Annotated in this window: 11 protein-coding genes and 1 tRNA gene; 5 read left to right on the forward strand and 7 right to left on the reverse strand. The window is 74.2% G+C overall.

Translation table 11 applies throughout. The features are described 5' to 3' along the window. Positions 1 to 71: 71 nt before the first annotated feature. Positions 72 to 3,290 (reverse strand): S41 family peptidase, encoded by a 3,219-nt coding sequence (locus tag ACIGXM_RS23775; RefSeq protein ID WP_396564014.1) that lies wholly within the window; start codon positions 3,288 to 3,290, stop codon positions 72 to 74. Between the two features lie 148 nt (positions 3,291 to 3,438). Between ACIGXM_RS23775 and aspS the strand changes: the two genes are divergently transcribed. After that, positions 3,439 to 4,788, forward strand: coding sequence for an aspartate--tRNA(Asn) ligase (aspS, locus tag ACIGXM_RS23780; RefSeq protein WP_396564016.1), 1,350 nt, complete (start codon positions 3,439 to 3,441; stop codon positions 4,786 to 4,788). 26 nt (positions 4,789 to 4,814) lie between these two features. Here aspS and ACIGXM_RS23785 read toward each other — a convergent pair whose 3' ends face one another. Further along, entirely contained in the window at positions 4,815 to 7,211 is a 2,397-nt protein-coding gene (locus ACIGXM_RS23785) for an ATP-binding protein (RefSeq protein WP_396564018.1), read from the reverse strand. A gap of 200 nt (positions 7,212 to 7,411) precedes the next feature. Here ACIGXM_RS23785 and ACIGXM_RS23790 point away from each other — a divergent pair, with 200 nt between their 5' ends. Next, on the forward strand, positions 7,412 to 8,848 hold the full coding sequence (locus ACIGXM_RS23790; protein ID WP_396564047.1) for a helix-turn-helix domain-containing protein: 1,437 nt from the start codon (positions 7,412 to 7,414) through the stop codon (positions 8,846 to 8,848). A 283-nt stretch (positions 8,849 to 9,131) separates the two neighbouring features. Next, positions 9,132 to 9,761 carry a LuxR C-terminal-related transcriptional regulator gene (locus tag ACIGXM_RS23795; RefSeq protein WP_396564020.1) on the forward strand — a complete coding sequence of 210 codons (630 nt, stop codon included), beginning with the start codon at positions 9,132 to 9,134 and terminating at the stop codon, positions 9,759 to 9,761. Between the two features lie 46 nt (positions 9,762 to 9,807). On the opposite strand, the gene ACIGXM_RS23800 is transcribed toward ACIGXM_RS23795, so the two are convergent. The 3 genes from ACIGXM_RS23800 to ACIGXM_RS23810 form a co-directional block, all read right to left on the reverse strand. Further along, positions 9,808 to 11,646, reverse strand: coding sequence for a BTAD domain-containing putative transcriptional regulator (locus ACIGXM_RS23800; protein WP_396564022.1), 1,839 nt, complete (start codon positions 11,644 to 11,646; stop codon positions 9,808 to 9,810). A 228-nt stretch (positions 11,647 to 11,874) separates the two neighbouring features. Further along, entirely contained in the window at positions 11,875 to 12,324 is a 450-nt protein-coding gene (locus ACIGXM_RS23805; RefSeq protein ID WP_396564023.1) for a hypothetical protein, read from the reverse strand. A gap of 103 nt (positions 12,325 to 12,427) precedes the next feature. Then, positions 12,428 to 12,501, reverse strand: a tRNA-Lys gene (locus ACIGXM_RS23810). Between the two features lie 167 nt (positions 12,502 to 12,668). On the opposite strand from ACIGXM_RS23810, the gene ACIGXM_RS23815 reads away from it, so the two are divergent. Both ACIGXM_RS23815 and pgi read left to right on the forward strand, forming a co-directional pair. Further along, positions 12,669 to 14,249 carry a Na+/H+ antiporter gene (locus tag ACIGXM_RS23815; RefSeq protein WP_396564025.1) on the forward strand — a complete coding sequence of 527 codons (1,581 nt, stop codon included), beginning with the start codon at positions 12,669 to 12,671 and terminating at the stop codon, positions 14,247 to 14,249. 148 nt (positions 14,250 to 14,397) lie between these two features. Next, entirely contained in the window at positions 14,398 to 16,059 is a 1,662-nt protein-coding gene (pgi, locus tag ACIGXM_RS23820) for a glucose-6-phosphate isomerase (RefSeq protein WP_396564027.1), read from the forward strand. A 71-nt stretch (positions 16,060 to 16,130) separates the two neighbouring features. Here the strand turns inward: pgi and ACIGXM_RS23825 are convergent, their stop codons facing one another. Together ACIGXM_RS23825 and ACIGXM_RS23830 are read right to left on the reverse strand one after the other, a co-directional pair. After that, entirely contained in the window at positions 16,131 to 17,264 is a 1,134-nt protein-coding gene (locus ACIGXM_RS23825; RefSeq protein WP_396564029.1) for an acyltransferase family protein, read from the reverse strand. 284 nt (positions 17,265 to 17,548) lie between these two features. Next, positions 17,549 to 18,895, reverse strand: a 1,347-nt coding sequence (locus ACIGXM_RS23830) for a LamG-like jellyroll fold domain-containing protein (protein ID WP_396564031.1), incomplete at its 5' end; no start/stop codon positions are given.

Consider the following 18,895-nt stretch of genomic DNA (forward strand, 5'->3'; position numbering starts at 1 on the left):
CCCGCTGACCACCGCGCCGGAGGGCGCACCCACGAGGTGCGCCCTCCGGCGCGGTGCCGGTGCGGGGAGTCTCAGGCCCGCGGCGGCAGGGGCGGGCGGCGCAGGTCGGGACGCGGGGTGCCGGCCGGTGGCGGTGCGGCGGCGGAGTGACGGCGCAGGAGGTCCAGGGCCACCCGGACCGCCGCCGCCAGGTCGGTGTGGCGTCCGGCGGCCCAGTCCCCGGGCGTGCGCACCACCGGGACGTCCGGCTCGACCCCGTGGTTCTCCACCGCGAACCCGTACCCGCCGGTGAACCAGGACGCCGTCGAGGGCACCGAGATCTGGGTGCCCTCGCCCAGGACGTGCCGGCCGGTGGTCCCGATCACTCCGCCCCAGGTGCGCGAGCCCACCACCGGGCCGAGCCCGAGCAGCTTGACCGCCGTGATGATCACGTCCCCGTCCGAGCTGGTGGCCTCGTCGGCCAGCGCCACCACCGGACCGCGCGGGGCGTCCCGCGGATAGCGGATCGAGCGGCGGTCGCGCGGCAGGTCCCAGCCCAGCACCCGGCGGCTGAGCTTCTCCAGCACCAGCTCCGAGACGTTGCCGCCCGCGTTCCCCCGCACGTCCAACACCAGTGCGGGACGGTCGAGTTCGCGGCGCAGGTCGCGGTTGAACTGGGCCCAGCCGGAGCCGCCGAGGTCCGGGATGTGCAGGTAGCCACAGAGCCCGTCGCTGAACTCCCGTACCAGCTCCCGCCGTTTGAGCACCCAGTCCTGGTACCGCAGCGGCCGCTCGTCGGTCAGCGGGGTCACCGCGATCCGCCGCAGCGGGGCGTCCGGGCCGCCGCGGACGGCGAGTTCGACCGTGGTGTCGCCGGTGCCGACCAGCAGCGGGGCGGGCCCGCGCACCGGGTCGGGGGCCCGCCCGGCGATGGCGACCAGCTCGTCGCCGTCGCGGACCCCGTGTGCGGCCAGCGGGGCGTGCGCGCGCGGGTCGGAGGACTCGCCGGGCACGATGTGCGAGAGCAGCCAGCGCCCGTCGTCCGTCCGGGTGGCGGTGGCGCCGAGCAGCCCGAGCGGCTGCTGCACCGGCGCCGGGCCCTCGCCGCGCCGGGCCGCGGTGACGTACGCGTGCGAGGTGCCCAGCTCGCCGAGGAGCTCGCGGAGCAGGTCGGCGAAGTCGTCGGGGGTGGCGATCCGCTCCAGCAGCGGCTCGTACTGCGCGGTGAGCGCGGTCCAGTCCAGGCCGCCGAGCCCCGGGTCCCAGAACTGGTCGCGGACCAGCCGGGCCGCCTCGTGGAAGGCCTGCCGCCACTCCGCGGCCGGGTGCACGGTGTGGGTGATCCGGCGCAGGTCGACGACGCCCGCCGCGCCCGGCGCACCCAGCGGCAGCAGCTTGAGCACGCCGCCCGAGAAGGTGAGCAGGGTGCCGCCGTCGCCGGAGACCGCATAGCCGTCCAGCTGCTCCTGGAGCGTGCTGCGGGTGGCGCTGGCCAGGTCGAAGTGCTCCAGCGCGGGCCGGGCCGAGACGTCGGTCGGGCTGGCGAAGGTCTCCCCGAGCATCCCGGAGATCGGCCAGCGCAGCCAGACCACACCGCCGCGGACCGGCCAGGGCGCGGAGTACTTGGAGGCGATCACCGGGAACGCCACCAGCCGGGTGCCCAGCCCCTCCGCGTCCACCACGACCGTCCCGTCACCCGTGCTCTCCGGCGGCCCGTACCCGCCGTCCACCGGCGCGGCGAACGGCGACGGCGTGTCGGCGGCCAGCGGCACCAGGTACGGGCGGCAGCCCAGCGGGAACGACAGGTCGCCGGTGTGCACGTCGTGCACCGGGTCGAAGCCGCGCCAGGAGAGGAAGACCAGGTAGCGGCCGTCCCGGGTGAAGACCGGCTGTTCGTCCTCGAAGCGTCCGCTGGTCACCTGGATGATCTGCTCGGGCGCGTCCAACCGGACCAGTCGGATCCGGCGCAGCGAACGGCCGGCCACCGGCTGCGACCAGGCCAGCCAGCGCGAGTCGGGGGAGAACGCCGGTCCGCGCACCGGCCCGAACTCCGAGCGGACCAGCTCGCGCACCGTGCCGTCCTCGACCGTCACCAGCAGCAGCCGGCCGTCCGAGGCGGTGGTGGCGAGCGTGCGCCCGTCCGGCGCGGCGGCCAGTTCCAGCACCCGGCCGAGCCGCCCGGCGGCGATCCGGCGCGGCTCCTCGGGCGGGTGGCTCGGGTGGCCGGGCAGCGGGACGTGCTCCACGGCGTCCTCGCCGGTCGCGTCGGTGACCCAGGCGACCCGGCCGCTGTGCCCGAGCATCACCGGCAGCCGGGCCCGCACGCCGGGCGTGTCGGCCAGTGCCCGGGCCGGGCCGTCCCGGTGGGTCAGCCAGTACAGGCTGCCGCGCACCGCGACCACACCGGCCCGGCCGGTGGCGTCGCAGGCCATGTCGTTGAGCTGGCGGGCGGCCGTGACCTGGTACGGGCGGCGGCCGGCCCGGGCGCCGCCGAGCGGGACGGTCAGCCGGAGCGGGGCGGCGGCGTCCAGGCCGTCCAGCAGCCAGAGGTCACCGGCGTGCTGGTAGACCACCCGGTGGCCGTCGGTGGCGGCCTCCCGGGCGTAGTACGAGGCGTGGTCGGTGTGCCGGCGCAGGTCGGTGCCGTCGGGGCGGCAGGAGTACAGGTTGCCGATGCCCTCGTGGTCGGAGAGGAACGCCACCCGCCCGTCCACCAGCAGCGGCGCGGCCAGGTGGCCGGCCAGATCGGGCAGCAGCCGCTCGCCGTCCAGCCAGAGCCGGCCGTGGGCGCCGCCGCGGTAGCGCTTCCAGGCGGTCGGCTCGTGCGGTGCGGCGCCGGTCAGCAGCAGGGTGTGGGCGGCCGTGACCTGGGCGTCGCGGACCGGACCCCAGGGTTGCCGGGTGCCCGGCGAGCCGTCCGTCGGCAGCGCGTAGGCCCAGGTGTAGTGGGCGAACGGCTCGTGGTGCGAGCTGACCGCCAGCACCCGGCCGTCCGGCAGCCAGCCGCGCACCCGGGTGTCCGAGCTGCCCCAGTGGCTCAGCCGGACGGACGGGCCGCCCTCGGTGGGCGCGGTCCACACCTCGGGGGTGAGCGCGGCCCAGCTGGTCCAGGCGACCGTACGGCCGTCCGGGGAGAGCCGGGGGTGACTGACCCTGGTCCGGTCACAGCTCACCCGCCAGGCCCGGCCGGTCGCGGTGCCGTCGGCGTCCAGCGGGGCCAACCAGACGTCGTCCTCGGCGGTGAAGACGAGCAGCTCCCCGCGCAGGTGCGGGAAGCGCAGATACCCGGGCTGAGTCGTCACCCAGTCCATCCTTCGGGGGTACCGGGGGACCGGCAACCGGAGCGGAAAACCAGGTGACCGGGCGCTGGTCACGTGGTTAGCGTGGGCGTCCCCCCGGGTGGCCGTCTACCACCCGCCGAGTGCGCGAACAACGCGCCAGCACACCGGGAGCCGCACCATGGCCCGCACCCTGATCCGTGAACTCGCCCGCCTCGCCGGAGCCCAGACCGGGGTCCGGACCGGGGCCGCGGCGGATCCCGCGGAGACCGTCACCGTGCACGGCTGGATCAACGCCCTCCGGCTGCAGAGCCGGATGCAGTTCGTGGTGGTCCGCGACCACACCGGCCTGGTCCAGGTCACCCACCGCAGGGGAGGCGACGGCGACCCGGTCGAGGCGGCCCTGGAACGACTCACCCCGGAGTCCGCGGTGAAGATCACCGGCACCGTGGTGGCCAACCCGATCGTCAAGCTCGGCGGCCTGGAGATCAGGCCCGAGCGGGTGGAGATCGTCGCGCTCGCCGAGGCCGGGCTGCCGATCGACGAGCACTCCGGGCCCGAGCACCGGCTCGACTGGCGCTTCCTCGACCTGCGCCGCCCGGAGCGGCAGCTGGTGCTCGCCGTGCAGACCACGGTCGAGCAGGCGATGCGCGAGGTGGCCGCCGAGGAGGGGTTCACCGAGCTGCACAGCCCCAAGCTGATGGGCGCTCCCTCGGAGTCCGGCGCCGAGGTGTTCCGGGTGGGGTACTTCGACCGCACCGCGTACCTCGCCCAGTCGCCGCAGTTCTACAAGCAGCTGGCGATCGCGGGCGGGATCGACCGGGTCTTCGAGATCGGGCCGGTCTTCCGCGCCGAGCCCTCCTACACCTCCCGGCACGCGACCGAGTTCACCGGTGTCGACGTCGAGATCGCCTGGATCGAGGACGTCGAGGAGGTGATGGCCTTCGAGGAGCGGATGCTGCACCGGGTGCTGAGCCGGGTCACCGAGCGGCACGGCGAGGCGATCCGCGAGCTGCTGGGGGTGGAGCCGGTGGTGCCCGCGCTGCCGTTCCCGCGGGTCACGATGGCCGAGGCGCTGGCCCGGCTGCGCGCCACGGGGTGGGACCCGGAGGGCGTCGCCGAGGACCTGGACCCGGAGGGTGAGCGGCGGTTGGCCGCGCTGGTCGCCGAGGAGCACGGGCACGCGTTCGTCTTCGTCACCGACTTCCCGGCGTCGGTGCGCCCGTTCTACCACCACCGGCGGGCCGCCGACCCGTCGGTGACGGCCAGCTTCGACCTGCTGTGGCAGGGGCTGGAGATCACCACCGGCGCGCAGCGCGAGCACCGGTACGAGGTGCTCCGCGCGCAGGCGACGGAGAAGGGGATGGCGCTGGAACCACTGGCGTCGTACCTGGACTGCTTCCGCTACGGGACGCCCCCGCACGGTGGGTTCGGGCTGGGGCTCGGGCGGGTGCTGATGGTGCTGCTGGGGCTGGGGTCGATCCGGGACGCCGGGTTCCTGTTCCGGGGGCCGAACCGGTTGACGCCGTAGCGCCCACCGGTCGTCCCGTCCTCCGGTCAGGTGCGGCAGAGCTCGAGGGCGCGCGCCCACTGGTCGCGGAGCGCGCTGCTCGGCCTCAACTGCTCCAACGAGCGGCGCAGTTCACGCAGGGCGCTGGCCTGGGCGGTCAGGTCCGGCGACTGCTCGAAGTAGGCCAGTGCCGGGTCCAGGCAGTCCAGCACGTCCGGTCTGCCGAGTTCGAACCGCACCCGTCCCAGGGCGAGTTGGGACTGGGCCAGGGTCGAGCGCGACTGCAGGCTGCGCAGCAGCGGGACGACCCGCTCGTACGCCGTGGCGGCCCGCTCCCAGTGGCCCAACGCCATCTCGTCCTCGCCGAGTTCGCGCAGGGCGAGGGCGAGTGCCGCGGTCTGGTGGACGCTGCCCGGTGGGTCGCCGTGGCCCGACTCGTACTGGTCCACCACCTCGCGGTGGATCCCGGCCGCCTCCTCGGAGTGGCCCAACGCCCTCAGCGTGGTGCCCAGATGGCGTCGGGCCACCCACCGGCCGGTGGGGTAACCGGCCTCGGCCATCAGGGCGGCCGAGCTCCGGTACTCGACGGCCGCCTCGACCAGCATGCCGAGCCGGCGCAGCGCGGTGGCGCGGTAGGTGAGCGACCAGGCCTCGGCCAGCAGGTCGCCGGCCAGCCGGGCCGACATCGCCGCCCGGCCCGCCACGGTGACCGCCTCCTGGTGGCGTCCCGCGCACAGACTCAGCGTCCAGCTCAGGTAGTTGAGCATGGTCGCCTCCTCGCGGCGGCTGCCCAGGGCCCGCGCGGAGCCGGCGGCGAGCTCGAACAGCTCGCTCCACGAGCTGAGCGTGCTGCGCAGGTCGGCGAACCAGTGCATGGCCTCGGCGAGGTCCACCACCCGCCGGTGCTGGCCGAGTTCGGCCGCCCACCGGGCGGCGGCCAGCCAGTTCGCCCGTTCGGTGTCCAGCCAGCGCAGCGCCCGGCTCCACTCGTCCGGGGCGGCTGGGCGCGCGGGCCCGGACGACGGGGGGTCGAAGCGGTGCCCGGACCGGGTGGCCGTCTCCAGCAGCCAGATCATGAACTCGGTCCGGGTCCGGCGCTGTTCGGCCGGCGTCTCGTCCCGCTCCAGCGACTCGCCGGCGAACAGCCGGACCAGGTCGTGGAAGCGATAGCGGAACGCCTGCTGGGCCGGCTCCAGGAGCCCGCAGTCCACCAGCGCCTCCAGGAGCTCCTCGGCGGTGGTCTCCGGCAGGCCGGTCAGCGCGGCGGCCGTGCCGCGCCCGAAGTCGTGGCCCGGGACGAGGGAGAGTCGGCGGAACAGGCGGCGCGCCTGCTCGGGGAGGCGGCGGTAGGAGTGCTGGAACGCGGAGCGCACCTGGAGATCGCCGTCGGCCAGGCCGTCCAACCGGCGTGCCTCGTCGCGCAGTTGTTCGGCCAGGGCGCTCGGGGTCTCGCCCCGGCGGCCGGCCAGGCGGTTGCCGGCGATCCGCAGGGCGAGCGGGAGGTGGCCGCAGAGGGCGGCGAGCTCCGCGAGGTCGTCGGCACCCGCTTCGGCGCCGGTGCCGGCGAGCCGGCCGAGCAGCTCGACCGCGTCGGCCTCCGGGAGCACGTCCAGCGGCAGCCGTTCGCTGACCTCCAGGCCGGCCAGCGAGCGGCGGCTGGTCAACAGGGTCAGGCTGCCCGGGCTGCCCGGCAGCAGCGGCCGCACCTGGCCCTCGTCGTGCGCGCTGTCCAGGATCAGCAGCAGCCGCCGGTCGTGCAGCAGCGACCGGTAGAGCGCCACCCGTTCGGCCTGGTCGCGGGGCAGCCGGTCGGCCGGGACGCCCAGCGCCTCCAGCAACCGGGCCAGTGCCTCCTCGGCGGCCAGCGGCCAGGTGCCCGCGCCGCACAGGTCGAGATGGAGCACGCCGTCCGGGAAACTCGCGGCGCTCTCCGCGGCCAGCCGCAGCGCCAGCGAGGTCTTGCCCAGACCGGAGGGGCCGTGCGTGACGACCACCGCGGCCGGGCCGCCGGGGGCCGCCTCGAGGCCCGCCACCAGGGCGTGCAGGCGGCGGAGTTCGGCGCGCCGGCCGGTGAAGTCGGCGGGGGCGGCGGGTGGCGTGGGGCCGGCCGGGCGCCCCCGCGTCGCCCGGAGCGGCGCGGCGGGCCGCGCCGGCGGTGCGCCCCGGCGGCGCGCGCGGCCGGCGCCGGCCGCGCGCAGGAACACCTCCCGGGCGGCCGGCGCCAGACCGAGGGCCCCGGCCAGGGCCTGGGCCGAGCGGTGCTGGGGCGCCCGGCTGCGCCCGGTCTCCAGCTCGCTGATCGCCCGGACGCTCACCCCGGACGCGGTGGCGAGTTCACTCTGCGTCAGACCGGCGACGCGACGGTGCGTCAGCAGGAGACGGTCGAAGGCGGGCGGCTCGTCCGGAGTTCGCCCCGGGTCGTCCGCCGGTGCCTGATATGTCATGTCGATGCCCCCCGGATCCCCAGTTACTCGTCGTGGCGACACTGCCCCCCTCGGGCCGGCGTTCGGCTACTGTTCGCCCACGGCTGGTCGCCAAAAAAATACGTGTCACTCTGTAACCGATGGCAGCCGGGGTACGTCGTAACCCCTTGGAGGGGCACGAACATAGTGACCTTAGGGGCAACAAAATGGGTACCTACGGGATGCTGGGGAGCTTCGGGGAGCTGCTCCGGCGGCATCGCAGGGCAGTGGGCATGACCCAGGAGACGCTGGCGGAGACCGCGGCACTGAGCGCGCGGACGGTCGGCAACCTTGAGCGGGGGCGGGCCAGGGTGCCGCAGCGCCGCTCGGTGGAGGCGCTGGCGGCCGCGCTGGGGCTGGCCGGTCCGGTGCGGGCCGACTTCCTGCGCGCCGCGACGGCCGAACGGGCACTGCGGGGTGGGGCGGGCGGTGTCCGGAACGTGTCGGGCGGGTCGCCGCGTCCGCTCGTGCGACCGGCCCAACTTCCGTCGGACATCGCCGACTTCACCGGCCGGGCGGCGGAGCTGGAGCGGCTCGACGAGATCCTCGCAGGCGCGGGCAACGGCGCCGGCGCGGAGGCGATGGCGATGGCCGTGTTGACCGGCCCGGCCGGGGTCGGCAAGACGGTCACCGCCGTCCGCGCGGCCCATCGGGCGCGCGAGCGCTTCCCGGACGGGCAGCTCCACCTCGACCTGCGCGGCCGGACCGAGACCCCACCGGACCCGACCGCGCTGCTCGGCCGCCTGCTGCGGATGCTCGGCGTGCCGGCCGAGGAGGTGCCGCACGGGGAGCCCGAACGGGTCGCCCGCTACCGCGGACTCGTGGCCGGCCGGCGCTTCCTGCTGCTGCTGGACGACGCGGCGGACCCGGCGCAGCTGGCGCCGCTGCTGCCGGACACCGGCTCCTGCGGGGTACTGGTCACCAGCCGCCGCCGGCTGACCACGGGTCAGTACCCGGGACAGCACCTCGAACTCGGCCCGTTCGAACGGCCGGACGCGACCGCGCTGCTCGGCCGGCTGATCGGAGTCGACCGGGTGGCCGCCGAGCCGGCGGCGGTGGACCAGGTGCTGGCCGCCTGTGCCGGCCTCCCACTCGCCCTGCGGGCGGCCGGCGCCCGGCTGGCCGGGCGGCCCACCTGGGGCGTGGCGGCGCTCGCCGAACGCCTCGGCGACCGGGAGCGGCTGCTGGACGAGCTGGTGGCGGGGGACCTGTCGGTCCGTCAAGGGCTGCGGGAGAGCTACCTGGCGCTGTCCGGGGGCGGGTCCGAGCAGCCGCGCCGTACCGGGCGGGTGGCCTGGGCCGGGCTGGCGCCGGTGGTCCAGGACCGGGCGGCGGTGCTCTCGGCGGCGGAGGTGTTCCGGCTGCTCGGGGGGCTGCCGGGGGACCGGTTCTGCGGGTGGTCGCTGGCGGCCCGGCTGGCCCTGCCGCGGTCCGGCGTGGCCGCGGCACTGGAGGAGCTGACGGCAGCTCATCTGGTCGAGCCGCTGGGTGGGGGCGACTACCGGATCCCGCCGCTGGTGAAGTGCTACGCCACCGAGCTCGCCGAGTTCGCCCAGTTCGCCGAGTCCGCCGAGTCCGTGGAGTTCGCGGAACTCGTCGAGCTCGCCGAACTCGCCTAGTCGGCGGGGAACGGCGGGGAACGGCGGGACCGGGCCCGTGCGTCCGCCCGTCCGTCGCCCGTCCGTCCCACCGCGGGGAGCAGCGGGGATCGCCTGTTAGGTTCCTGGTAGGCAGCGTCCGTCACACTCGAGGGCATCGGCCCGTGGCCGACCGGCCGGACCGAACGGGCAACCGTGGACGGCGGTCGGCACGCGGGCAGGATCCGCCGGCCGCCGGCCCGGGTGACCCGGACCGCCCGGCACCAAGGCTCACGGCCGGCCCGAGTCACCCGGGAGACCCCTCATGACCGCGACGCGCATCGCCGTTCGCATCCACGCCGACGACCCCATCTCGCAGTCGGGCGTCGCCGCCCAGCTGCGCACCCGGCCCGAGCTGCGGCTGCTCGCCAGCACCGACCCCGGTCCGGCGGACGTCGTCCTGGTCGTCGCGGACAGTGTGGACCAGCGGGTGGTCAACTCGCTGCGCGGCCTGTGCCGGGCGGTGCCCGCCGCGCTGGTCCTGGTGGTCTCGGCGCTGGACGACGCGGCCGTGGCGACCGCCGTGGAGTGCGGGGTGGTCGGGCTGCTGCGGCGTTCCGAGGCGACCGCGGACCAGCTGGTCGCCACGCTCGGCGCGGCCGTCCGCGGTGAGGGCGCCATCCCGCCGGACCTGCTCGGGCGGCTGCTCAACCAGATGGGCCGGATCCAGCGGCAGATCCTCGACCCGCGCGGCCTCTCGTTCTCCGGGCTGCACCAGCGGGAGATCGAGGTGCTGCGGCTGGTCTCCGAGGGGCACGACACCCGCGAGATCGCCCAGCAGCTCGCCTACTCCGAACGGACCGTCAAGAACGTGCTGCACGACGTCACCAGCCGGCTCCAACTGCGCAACCGCACCCACGCCGTCGCGTACGCGCTGCGCCAGGGGCTGATCTGACGACGGGACCGGGTCGACCTGCTCGGGGCGGGCCAGCCCCCTCCGGTCAGGCCAGCGACGACAGCATGTCGTCGTAGCGCCGCGAGGCCTGCTCGGACGACGCCCGGTCGCCGGCCCGCCGGTAGGCGTCGATCAGGGTCCGCCACGCCGCGTCGTGGAACGGCTCCAGCCGCAGGCTCTCCTCGGCGGCCCGCACCGCGGCCCGGATGCGGCCGGTGGCCAGCTCGGCCTCGGCCAGCAGCGCGGAGACCTCGGCCGCCCGGGCCCGCAACCGGGCCCGTTCCTCGACCACCCATTCGGCCGGCCCCTCCTCCGGCAGCAGGTCGCCGCCGTACCAGCGGCGGGCGGCGCGCAGGCCGGCCGCCCGCTCCTCCCCGGTCGCCCGGGCGTACCCCCGGGCGGCGTCCGCCGCGTGCTCGAATTCCCGTACGTCGCTGACCAGTTCGCCGTCCAGGGCGAGGCCGTACGAGGCGCCGGTGCGGACCAGCAGCCCCGGGCCGAGCAGCACCCGCAGCCGGGAGACGGTGACCTGGAGGTTGCGGACCCCCGCGTCCGAGGGCAGATCCGGCCAGAGCGCGTCGAGCAGCACCTCGCGGTGCACCGCCCTGCCGCCGTGCAGCGCCAGCAGCCGGAGCAGGCTGCGGGTCTTGGGACGGGCCGACGAGCAGTCCACCTCGTGGCCCCGCAGGACCAGGCGGAAGCCGCCCAGGCAGCGCAGCTCGGTGACCGGCGGCGCGGCCGGGGGCGTCAGCGCGGCCGGGGTCGTCACCGGGGTGGGAGCCGCGGCGGTCGTGGGAGCCGTGGCCGTCGCCGGTGCGAGCACCGCCGCCCGTCCGTGCAGCCAGGCGGCGGTGCCGGCCGGCAGGTGCCGGGCCACCGCGTCCCCGACGATCGGGTGCGAGAAGGCCAACGGCCGCCCGGTGGCCAGCAGCTCGGCCCGGAAGAGCAGGTCCGCTGCGTGCGCCGCGCCCTCCAGCGGCAACCCCGCCAGCGCGGCGGCCCGCTCCAGGGTGGCCCGGCCGCCCAACACGGCCAGCGCGGCGGCCAGCCGCCAGGCGTCGCTGTCCGGGCCGCCGGCCACCGCCAGCACGTGCTGCGCCGCGACCTCCGGCGCGAACCGGGCGAGTAGCCCGGCACCCATCCGGTCGGGCTCGACCCCGTGCTCGGCCAGCTCGGTGAGCAGGGCGAGCAGTAGCCGCGGATTGCCCCGGGTGGCGCGCAGGCAGGCGGTGACGAAGCCGGGATCGGGGGTGCCGGGCAGCACGCTCCGGACCAGCTGCTCGGCGGCCGTCCGGTCCAGCCCACGCAGCCGTAGCTGCCGCATCGCCGTCACCACGTCCCGGCAGGCCTCGGGGTGGGTGGCCGGCAGATCGCCGCGGAGCGCGGCCAGCACCACCACCCGCAGACCGGTCCGCCGGTGCAGCAGGTGGCTCACCTCGCGCAGTGACCAGGCGTCGCACCACTGCAGGTCGTCGATGGCGAGCAGGACCGGCCGGTCCGTCTGCGCGGCGGCCACCGAGCGGTAGAGCCCGGTGCCCGCCCCGGCTGTGTGGCAGAGCGGGCGCCCGGTCCGGGTCGGGCCGGAACCGCCGCGGTCCAGCTCCTCGCGCAGCTGGCGCACGGTCACCAGGCGCTCCTCGTGGACCGGCGGATGGCTGCGGGCCCACGCGGTGCGAAAGCCCAGCCGCTCGGCGAGCAGCGCGGCCTCGCCCAGGAACGTGGTCCGGCCGATCCCGGCCTCGCCGCGGACCAGCAGCGCCGCCCCGTCCCTCCCGGCGGTCGCGGCGCTCAGGGCGCGGTGCAGGGTCTCCATCGACTCGGCCGGGTGGGCCGGGCGGACGGAGGAGCGGGCGATGACCTGACCGGTCGCGGACGGGTCCAGCACAGGGGTGTCCTCCGTCTCTGTCGAGTCCGGACCGTGCCGCTCCCCGTCCCTTCCGGTACGGACGGGTCGGCGGGCGGCGGCACGGTGCTTACCCCATCAGCCAAACAGCCCGGCGGGCGTTCCAACAGGAAGAACAGCTAGCGGAAGTTCGTCGGCGACCCGGGCGGTGCGCGTATCCCGGACGGGCGGGGTCAGGGGCAGCACTCGCTGCCCCTCCGGGCATCGTCCCTAGTCCCGGGCCGGCCGCCGGCAGCCGTCCGGCCAGATCTCGTGCACCCAGAGCCCGGCCCGCCGGGCCAGCGCGGCCACCTCGGCGGGCTCGCAGTCCGGCGCGCCGTCCCAGACCGCGATCACCTCGTCGACCATCCCGACCAGCGCGCGCCCGAGGTCGTCGCCCAGCCCGCCGGCCGCCACCGGGGCCAGCCGGTGCACCGCCGTGGCCTCCCGTGCGATCTCACCGGCCGGCAGCGCCCCGCCGCCCGCCGGCACGATGATCTCGATCCCGCCCCCGTGCTCGCGCACCGCCTGCGCGAACCAGGTCTCCGGCCCCGGCCGCAGGCAGGTCACCCCGACCAGCTCGTAGGGCCCGTACGTGGTGACCAGCTCCCACATCGCCCCGCGCACCAGCATCTCGGTGATCTCCGACAGCCCCCGGTACCCGGTGATTCCGACTCGCATAACCGAACCCCTCACTTCGAGGCCGTGCCCCGGCCAGGGTAGGGCACCCGGGAACGCCGAAGGGCGCCCTCCCGCTGGGAGGACGCCCTTCGACCGTTCGCTGTGCGCCGCCAGGGACTCGAACCCCGGACCCGCTGATTAAGAGTCAGCTGCTCTAACCAACTGAGCTAGCGGCGCCTGCTGACACGGGAAACATTACCTGGTCGGCGGCCGTTCGGCCTAATCGGTTCCTCAGCCGCCGCCGCTGCCCGGGGGCGGCCCGCCCCGAGACGCGGCCTTCCGGACATAACCGCCCATGTGGGATATCACTGGCCCGAACCCCCAGTCGTCGGAAGGTCCCGCCCGTGGCCCAGCTCTCCCTGCTCTTCCTGGTGCTGCTCGCCTCGGTGGTCACCATGCCGCTGGCCCGCCGCACGGGCGTGCCGCAGCCGGTGCTGATGACCGTGTTCGGGCTGGTCATGGCGCTGATCCCGCAGATCCCCAACATCGCCGTCGAACCGGGCCTGATCCTGCCGCTGGTGCTGCCGCCGCTGATCTTCGCGGTGGCCCGGCGCGCCTCGCTGCACTACTTCCGGGCCAACCTGCGCACCATCCTGCTGCTCGCGGTGGCCCTGGTGGTGGTCACCACCACGGCGGTCGCGGCGACCTTCCACGCGCTGGCGCCGGCCCTGCCACTGGCCGCCGCGGTGGCGCTGGGCGCGCTGGTCTCGCCGCCGGACCCGGTGGCCGCGGTCGCGGTGGCGGGCAGCGTGGGGCTGCCCCGGCGGCTGGTGGCGGTGCTGGAGAGCGAGGGGCTGTTCAACGACGTGACGGCGATCGTGATCTACGCGCTGGCCGTCGAGGCGGTGGTCAGCGGTGACTTCTCGGCCTGGCACGCCCTGCAGCGCTTCGTGCTCTCCGCGGTGCTGGCAGTGCTGGTCGGGATCGCGCTCGGCTGGCTGAACGCCCGGCTGGCCGCGCTGCTGGCGGACCCGACCCAGCAGGTCGCGCTGAACCTGCTGGTCCCGTTCGCCGCCTACACGCTGGCCGAGGAGGCCGAGGGCTCGGGGGTGCTGGCCGTCGTGGTCTGCGGCCTCTACCTGGCCGAACGGGCGGTCGACGCGGACGACGTCGGCTACCGGCTGGTCGGCGGCGCCTTCTGGGAGATCGTCGAGATCCTGATCACCGGCGTGGCGTTCGGCCTGATCGGGCTGGAGCTGGCCACCGTGCTGCGGGACGCCGGAGCGGGCTGGCAGGACATGCTCGGTGACGCCGCCCTGGTGATCGTCGTGGTGGCGCTGGTCCGGCTGCTCTGGCTGCTGCCGGCCGCCTGGATCTCCCGGCGGCTGAGCCGCGGCGAGGACGACGTGCCGCTCGGCTGGCGGGAGACCGTGGTGCTCTGGTGGTCCGGGATGCGCGGGGTGGCCACCGTCGCGCTGGCACTGGCCGTCCCGCTCACCGTGCACGGCGGTGCGGACTTCCCCGGCCGTGGCCGGATCATCCTGGTCGCGTTCTCCGTGGTCCTGTTCACCCTGCTGTTCCAGGGCCTCACGCTGCCCTGGCTGGTCCGGCTGCTCGGCATCGACCCGCACCTGGACCGGCGCGAGCAGCAGGAACGCCAGCTCTGGTGGCGGGCCGCCCGGGCCGGGCTGGACCGGTTGGCCGAACTGGAACACGAGGATGAACTCCCGCCGGAATTGGTGGAGAAACTGCGCACCCGCCAGCACGACCGGCTGGCCCGGCTCTGCCCCGAGCAGTACGAGGAGGACGAGGCCGCCGAGGTCCGCCGCCGGGTCGCCGCGCTGCGCCGACTGCGCGCGCTGGAGCAGGAGTTGCTGGCCGCCTCGCGCCGCGAGGTGCTCGCCGCCCGCTCCGAGCCGGGGACCGACCCCGAGCTGGTCGACCAGGTGCTGCGCGGGCTCGACCTGCGATCGGCCCGCAAATGACCGCACCACGTCAGGTCGCGGTGGCGCAAAGGGCGCTGACTCTTCCGTAGGCTGGGCCGGTCGATCCCGCCACAAGCACCGGCGGCCGGCCCGGTCCTTCCCCCCGGGTCGGACACCGTTGGTCAGACCGATTCGAGGAGAGAAACCGATGCCGGAGAACCCCGTCAGCGGCCGTACCCCCCTGGACCGCACCCCGCAGTGGGCCGCCCTCGGGAAGCACCGGGCGGACCTCGGCGAGCTGCACCTGCGCGAGCTGTTCGCCGCGGACCCGCAGCGCGGCAGCCGCTACTCGCTGCGGGTCGGTGACCTGCACGTGGACTACTCCAAGCAGCTGGTCACCGACGAGACGCTGGAGCTGCTGTACGCGCTGGCCGAGGCGACCGGCGTCGCCGAGCTGCGCGACGCGATGTTCCGCGGCGAGAAGATCAACGTCACCGAGGACCGCGCCGTCCTGCACACCGCGCTGCGCGCCCCGCGCGACGCGGTGATCGAGGTGGACGGCGTCAACGTGGTGCCGGGCGTGCACGCGGTGCTCGACAAGATGGCCGCCTTCGCCGACCGGGTGCGCAGCGGCGCGTGGACCGGTCACACCGGCAAGCGGATCCGCACCGTCGTCAACATCGGCATCGGCGGCTCGGACCTGGGCCCGGCGATGGCCTACGAGGCGCTGCGCTCCTACAGCCGGCGCGACCTCGCGTTCCGCTTCGTCTCCAACGTCGACCCCGCCGACCTGTACGAGGCGGTCCGCGACCTGGACGCCGCCGAGACGCTCTTCATCGTCGCCTCCAAGACCTTCACCACGATCGAGACCGTCACCAACGCGACCTCGGCCCGGACCTGGCTGCTCGACCAGCTGGGCGCCGGCCAGGAGGCGGTGGCCAAGCACTTCGTGGCGCTCTCCACCAACGCCCAGGGCGTCGCCGACTTCGGCATCGACGTCGAGAACATGTTCGAGTTCTGGGACTGGGTGGGCGGCCGTTACTCCTACGACTCGGCGATCGGCCTGTCGCTGATGGTCGCCATCGGCCCGGAGCGCTTCCAGGAGATGCTGGACGGCTTCCGCCTGGTGGACGAGCACTTCAGGACCGCCCCGCTGGAGCAGAACGTCCCCTTCTTGCTCGGCCTGCTCGGCATCTGGTACGGCGCGTTCTTCGACGCCCAGTCGCACGCGGTGCTGCCCTACTCGCACTACCTCTCCAAGTTCACCGCCTACCTGCAGCAGCTGGACATGGAGTCCAACGGCAAGTCGGTGCAGCGCGACGGCAGCCCGGTCGGCTGGACCACCGGCCCGGTGGTCTGGGGCACCCCCGGCACCAACGGCCAGCACGCCTACTACCAGCTGCTGCACCAGGGCACCAAGATGATCCCGGCCGACCTGATCGGCTTCGCCAAGCCGGTCGACGACCTGCCGGCCGGCCTGGCCCCCCAGCACGACCTGCTGATGGCCAACTTCTTCGCCCAGGCGCAGGCCTTCGCCTTCGGCAAGACCGCCGAGGAGGTCGCCGCCGAGGGCGTGCCGGCCCACCAGGTCCCGCACCGCACCTTCCGCGGCAACCACCCCACCACGGTGCTGCTCGCCGACGAGCTGACCCCCTCCGTCCTCGGCCAGCTGGTCGCGCTGTACGAGCACAAGGTCTTCGTGCAGGGCGCGGTCTGGAACATCGACTCCTTCGACCAGTGGGGCGTCGAGCTGGGCAAGGTGCTGGCCAAGCGGATCGAGCCGATCCTGCTCACCGGTGAGGGCGCCGCCGCCCTCGACAGCTCCACCGCCGACCTGGTCGCCCGCTACCGCGAGCTCCGCGGCCGCTGACGGCAGGCCCCGTGACACGGGTCCGGCCCCGCACCTTTCGAGGTGCGGGGCCGGACCCGTTCGCGGGGCGGTCAGGCCGTCCGGATCTGGTCGGCGGCCCTCAGCAGTACCTTCCGCAGCGCCCGGGAGGCCGGTCGCTCGACCATCCGGTGTACCAGCCAGGCGATCAGCACCATGACGGCCGCGGTCCCGAGCACCAGACCCAGCGGGTTGACCTCATGGCCGTAGTGCCGGAACACGGTCCAGCCGATCTCCTCGTGCAGCAGGTAGAGGGGGTACGTCACCGCGCCGGCCACGGTCAGCCACGACCACCGGATGGCCGAGAACCAGCCGAGCGCGACAGCGGCGATCAACAGGTAGAAGAACGCGACCAGCCCGAACACCGGCCAGTTCGGCAGCGTCCGACCGATCAGCTGCTCGGAGTGGTGGAACGTCGCGTACACCTGGTCCTGCCCGATCAGGAACGAGACCGCGACGATGCCCCAGAGCAGTGGGTTCTGTCCGAACCGGTACATCAGGTAGAAGGCGATGCCGCCGATGAAGAACGAGGAGTACTGGGGATCGATCAGGTTGCTCAGGATCGGGTTGTCGGCCCCACTGACGAGGATGGACGCGATCGTCCAGATCGCGCAGAACAGCACGGCCCGCCGGTAGGTGACGCCCTTCCAGACCACGATGGCGAAGAGCAGATAGAACATCATCTCGTTCCAGAGCGTCCAGTAGACGCCGTCCACGCTTCCCACGCCCAGCGGCGCCTGGAGCATGGTGAGGTTGGTCAGCACATCGCGCCAGGGCAGTGGCTTGTCCCAGCGTGACCAGCCCGCCAGGACACCGGTGGTGGCGAGCACAGCCAGCCAGTACGCGGGGTAGAGGCGCACCACGCGCGAGACGAAGAAGTCCCCCAGGCTCCGGCCCCAGGCGCTCATGCAGATGACGAACCCGCTGATCAGGAAGAACAGTTCGACGCCGAGCCAGCCGTAGGAGGCCGGTATGGATATCGTCGGGAAGATCTTCTTGGTGAAGTGTCCCCAGCCGTTCGGCATCCCCATGTAGTGGTACGACACGACGAGCATCGCGGCCAGGAAGCGCAGGCCGTCCAGCACGGCGAGCCGGCCTCCCCGCTGGGTGTGCCCGCGGCCGTGCCGGGTCCGGGCTGGGATGGCCGCGGGCGCAGCGGGTTCCGGCGGGGCAGACGCGACACTCATGGTGGAGTGGCCTTTCCGAATGGATGTACGAAGATCGATGCTCGGCGGCAATTTAACCGTGTTCTCAGCTCCGGCCGTCCACCGGCCTCTGTCATGACCACTTGATGTCCCTGGCCACGTCACGCGGAAGCCCGGCTGCCGCCCGCCCTGAGCGGCCCCGGTGCACGCCTACCGCGCCGCGCCGGGGTCGCTGGGAGCTCAGGTTTCGGGGCCGCCCCGCCACTCCAGGGCTGGGCGGCCCCTTCACCCGGTCACGTGGTGACCGGTGCGGCCTACCGCCTGGTTCAGCTCAGCTGGACCGGGGTGGGCTGGCCTGCGGTGATGGCCGAGACGCCAGCCGGATCCAGCGCGGTGTTGTACAGCTGCACGTCGCTGATCGAGGCGCTGGCGTACTGGCCGCCACTGCCTCCCGGCACGATACGTCGGCCGATCTGCAGTGAACTGTTGGCGTTCCACGCGGTGCCGGTGTAGGGGGCGGTGGCCACCAGGGTGCCGTTCACGTAGAAGCTGAGCTGCTGCGCGGTGGCGTCGTACACCCCGACGAGGTGGGCCCAGGTACCGACCTGCGGGCTGTTCGGACCGCTGGTCGGGCCGTAGGTACCGTTCCAGGTGTCGGAGGTGCTGTCGTCCGCGTCCCGGCCGAAGCCCCAGGTATGGGCCCAGGCGGAGTAGCCGAGCTGGAGGCCCGAGCCGTTCGCCCCGGACTCGGCGACGTAGACGACGCCGCTGCTCAGGTTGTTCGGCTTCACCCAAGCGGAAACGGTGTAGCTCTTGCTGGTGTCGACCGCCGGGTCGGCAGGTGCGGAGGCGTAGCCCGTGCTGCCGTTCACGCTCAGGACAGTGCCCTGGGCCGGGTCACTGACAAGTGAGGCACCGCCGCCGAGCGTGAGGCCGTACGCGGTCCCGTTGGGGCTGCTGTCCGTGGTGTCGGAGAGCTTCCAGCGGTCGGTCGGCTGCTGGAGGTAGCCGACCGACAGAGGAGCCGCGAACTGCGCCGAGCCGCCGGCCGGGGCCGCGCCCGGGTACTCCCAGATCCGGCCGGTCGAGCTGATCGCGTACAGGTCCGGATTGCCGTCGCCGTTGACGTCGCCGGGGGAGGCGATGGCCGGGAAGTCGGCGCTGCTGACGCCGAGCGGGAGGTCCGGTTGGGCGGTGGGCAGGGTGTTGCCGGTGGTGGTGGCGGCCCAGTCCTGCTCGGGGTTGCCGGGCAGGCAGTCCCAGAGGATGAGCTGGGTGCCGGCGGTGTTGCTGGCCGCCGGGTCGGCGAGGCAGCGACCGGACTGCGGGTTCTTCAGCGTGCCGCTCGGGCCCGGGACCCACTTCTGGGAGCCGGTGTTGTTGCAGTCGTAGAGCTGGATGAGCGTGTTGTTGTCTGTGCCGCCCTTGGTGGCGTCGACGCACTTGCCCATCACGTGCAGGGAGTTGTCGGTGCCGAGGGTGACCTGCTGCGGGTTGCTGTTGTTGCAGCCCCAGACCTGGATCTTGTTGCCGTTGACGTCACCGCCCTGGCTGTCGTCCAGGCACAGGTTGCCGCCGCCGCTCCAGAGCACACCCGAGGTGAGGGACGCGTGGCTGGGGGCGGGGAGGCTGGGGGTCGGCAGGCCGTTGTTGTCGAAGGTGAGGACGTAGCT

Source organism: Kitasatospora sp. NPDC052896 (assembly GCF_044547075.1).
Lineage (GTDB): Bacteria > Actinomycetota > Actinomycetes > Streptomycetales > Streptomycetaceae > Kitasatospora.

What these genes read in the sequence shown, in the direction of transcription:
- ACIGXM_RS23775 (WP_396564014.1), bottom strand. Translation starts at nt 3,290, where the DNA reads ATGGACTGGGTGACGACTCAGCCCGGGTATCTGCGCTTCCCGCACCTG.
- aspS (WP_396564016.1), top strand. Translation starts at nt 3,439, where the DNA reads ATGGCCCGCACCCTGATCCGTGAACTCGCCCGCCTCGCCGGAGCCCAG.
- ACIGXM_RS23785 (WP_396564018.1), bottom strand. Translation starts at nt 7,211, where the DNA reads ATGACATATCAGGCACCGGCGGACGACCCGGGGCGAACTCCGGACGAG.
- ACIGXM_RS23790 (WP_396564047.1), top strand. Translation starts at nt 7,412, where the DNA reads ATGCTGGGGAGCTTCGGGGAGCTGCTCCGGCGGCATCGCAGGGCAGTG.
- ACIGXM_RS23795 (WP_396564020.1), top strand. Translation starts at nt 9,132, where the DNA reads ATGACCGCGACGCGCATCGCCGTTCGCATCCACGCCGACGACCCCATC.
- ACIGXM_RS23805 (WP_396564023.1), bottom strand. Translation starts at nt 12,324, where the DNA reads ATGCGAGTCGGAATCACCGGGTACCGGGGGCTGTCGGAGATCACCGAG.
- pgi (WP_396564027.1), top strand. Translation starts at nt 14,398, where the DNA reads ATGCCGGAGAACCCCGTCAGCGGCCGTACCCCCCTGGACCGCACCCCG.
- ACIGXM_RS23825 (WP_396564029.1), bottom strand. Translation starts at nt 17,264, where the DNA reads ATGAGTGTCGCGTCTGCCCCGCCGGAACCCGCTGCGCCCGCGGCCATC.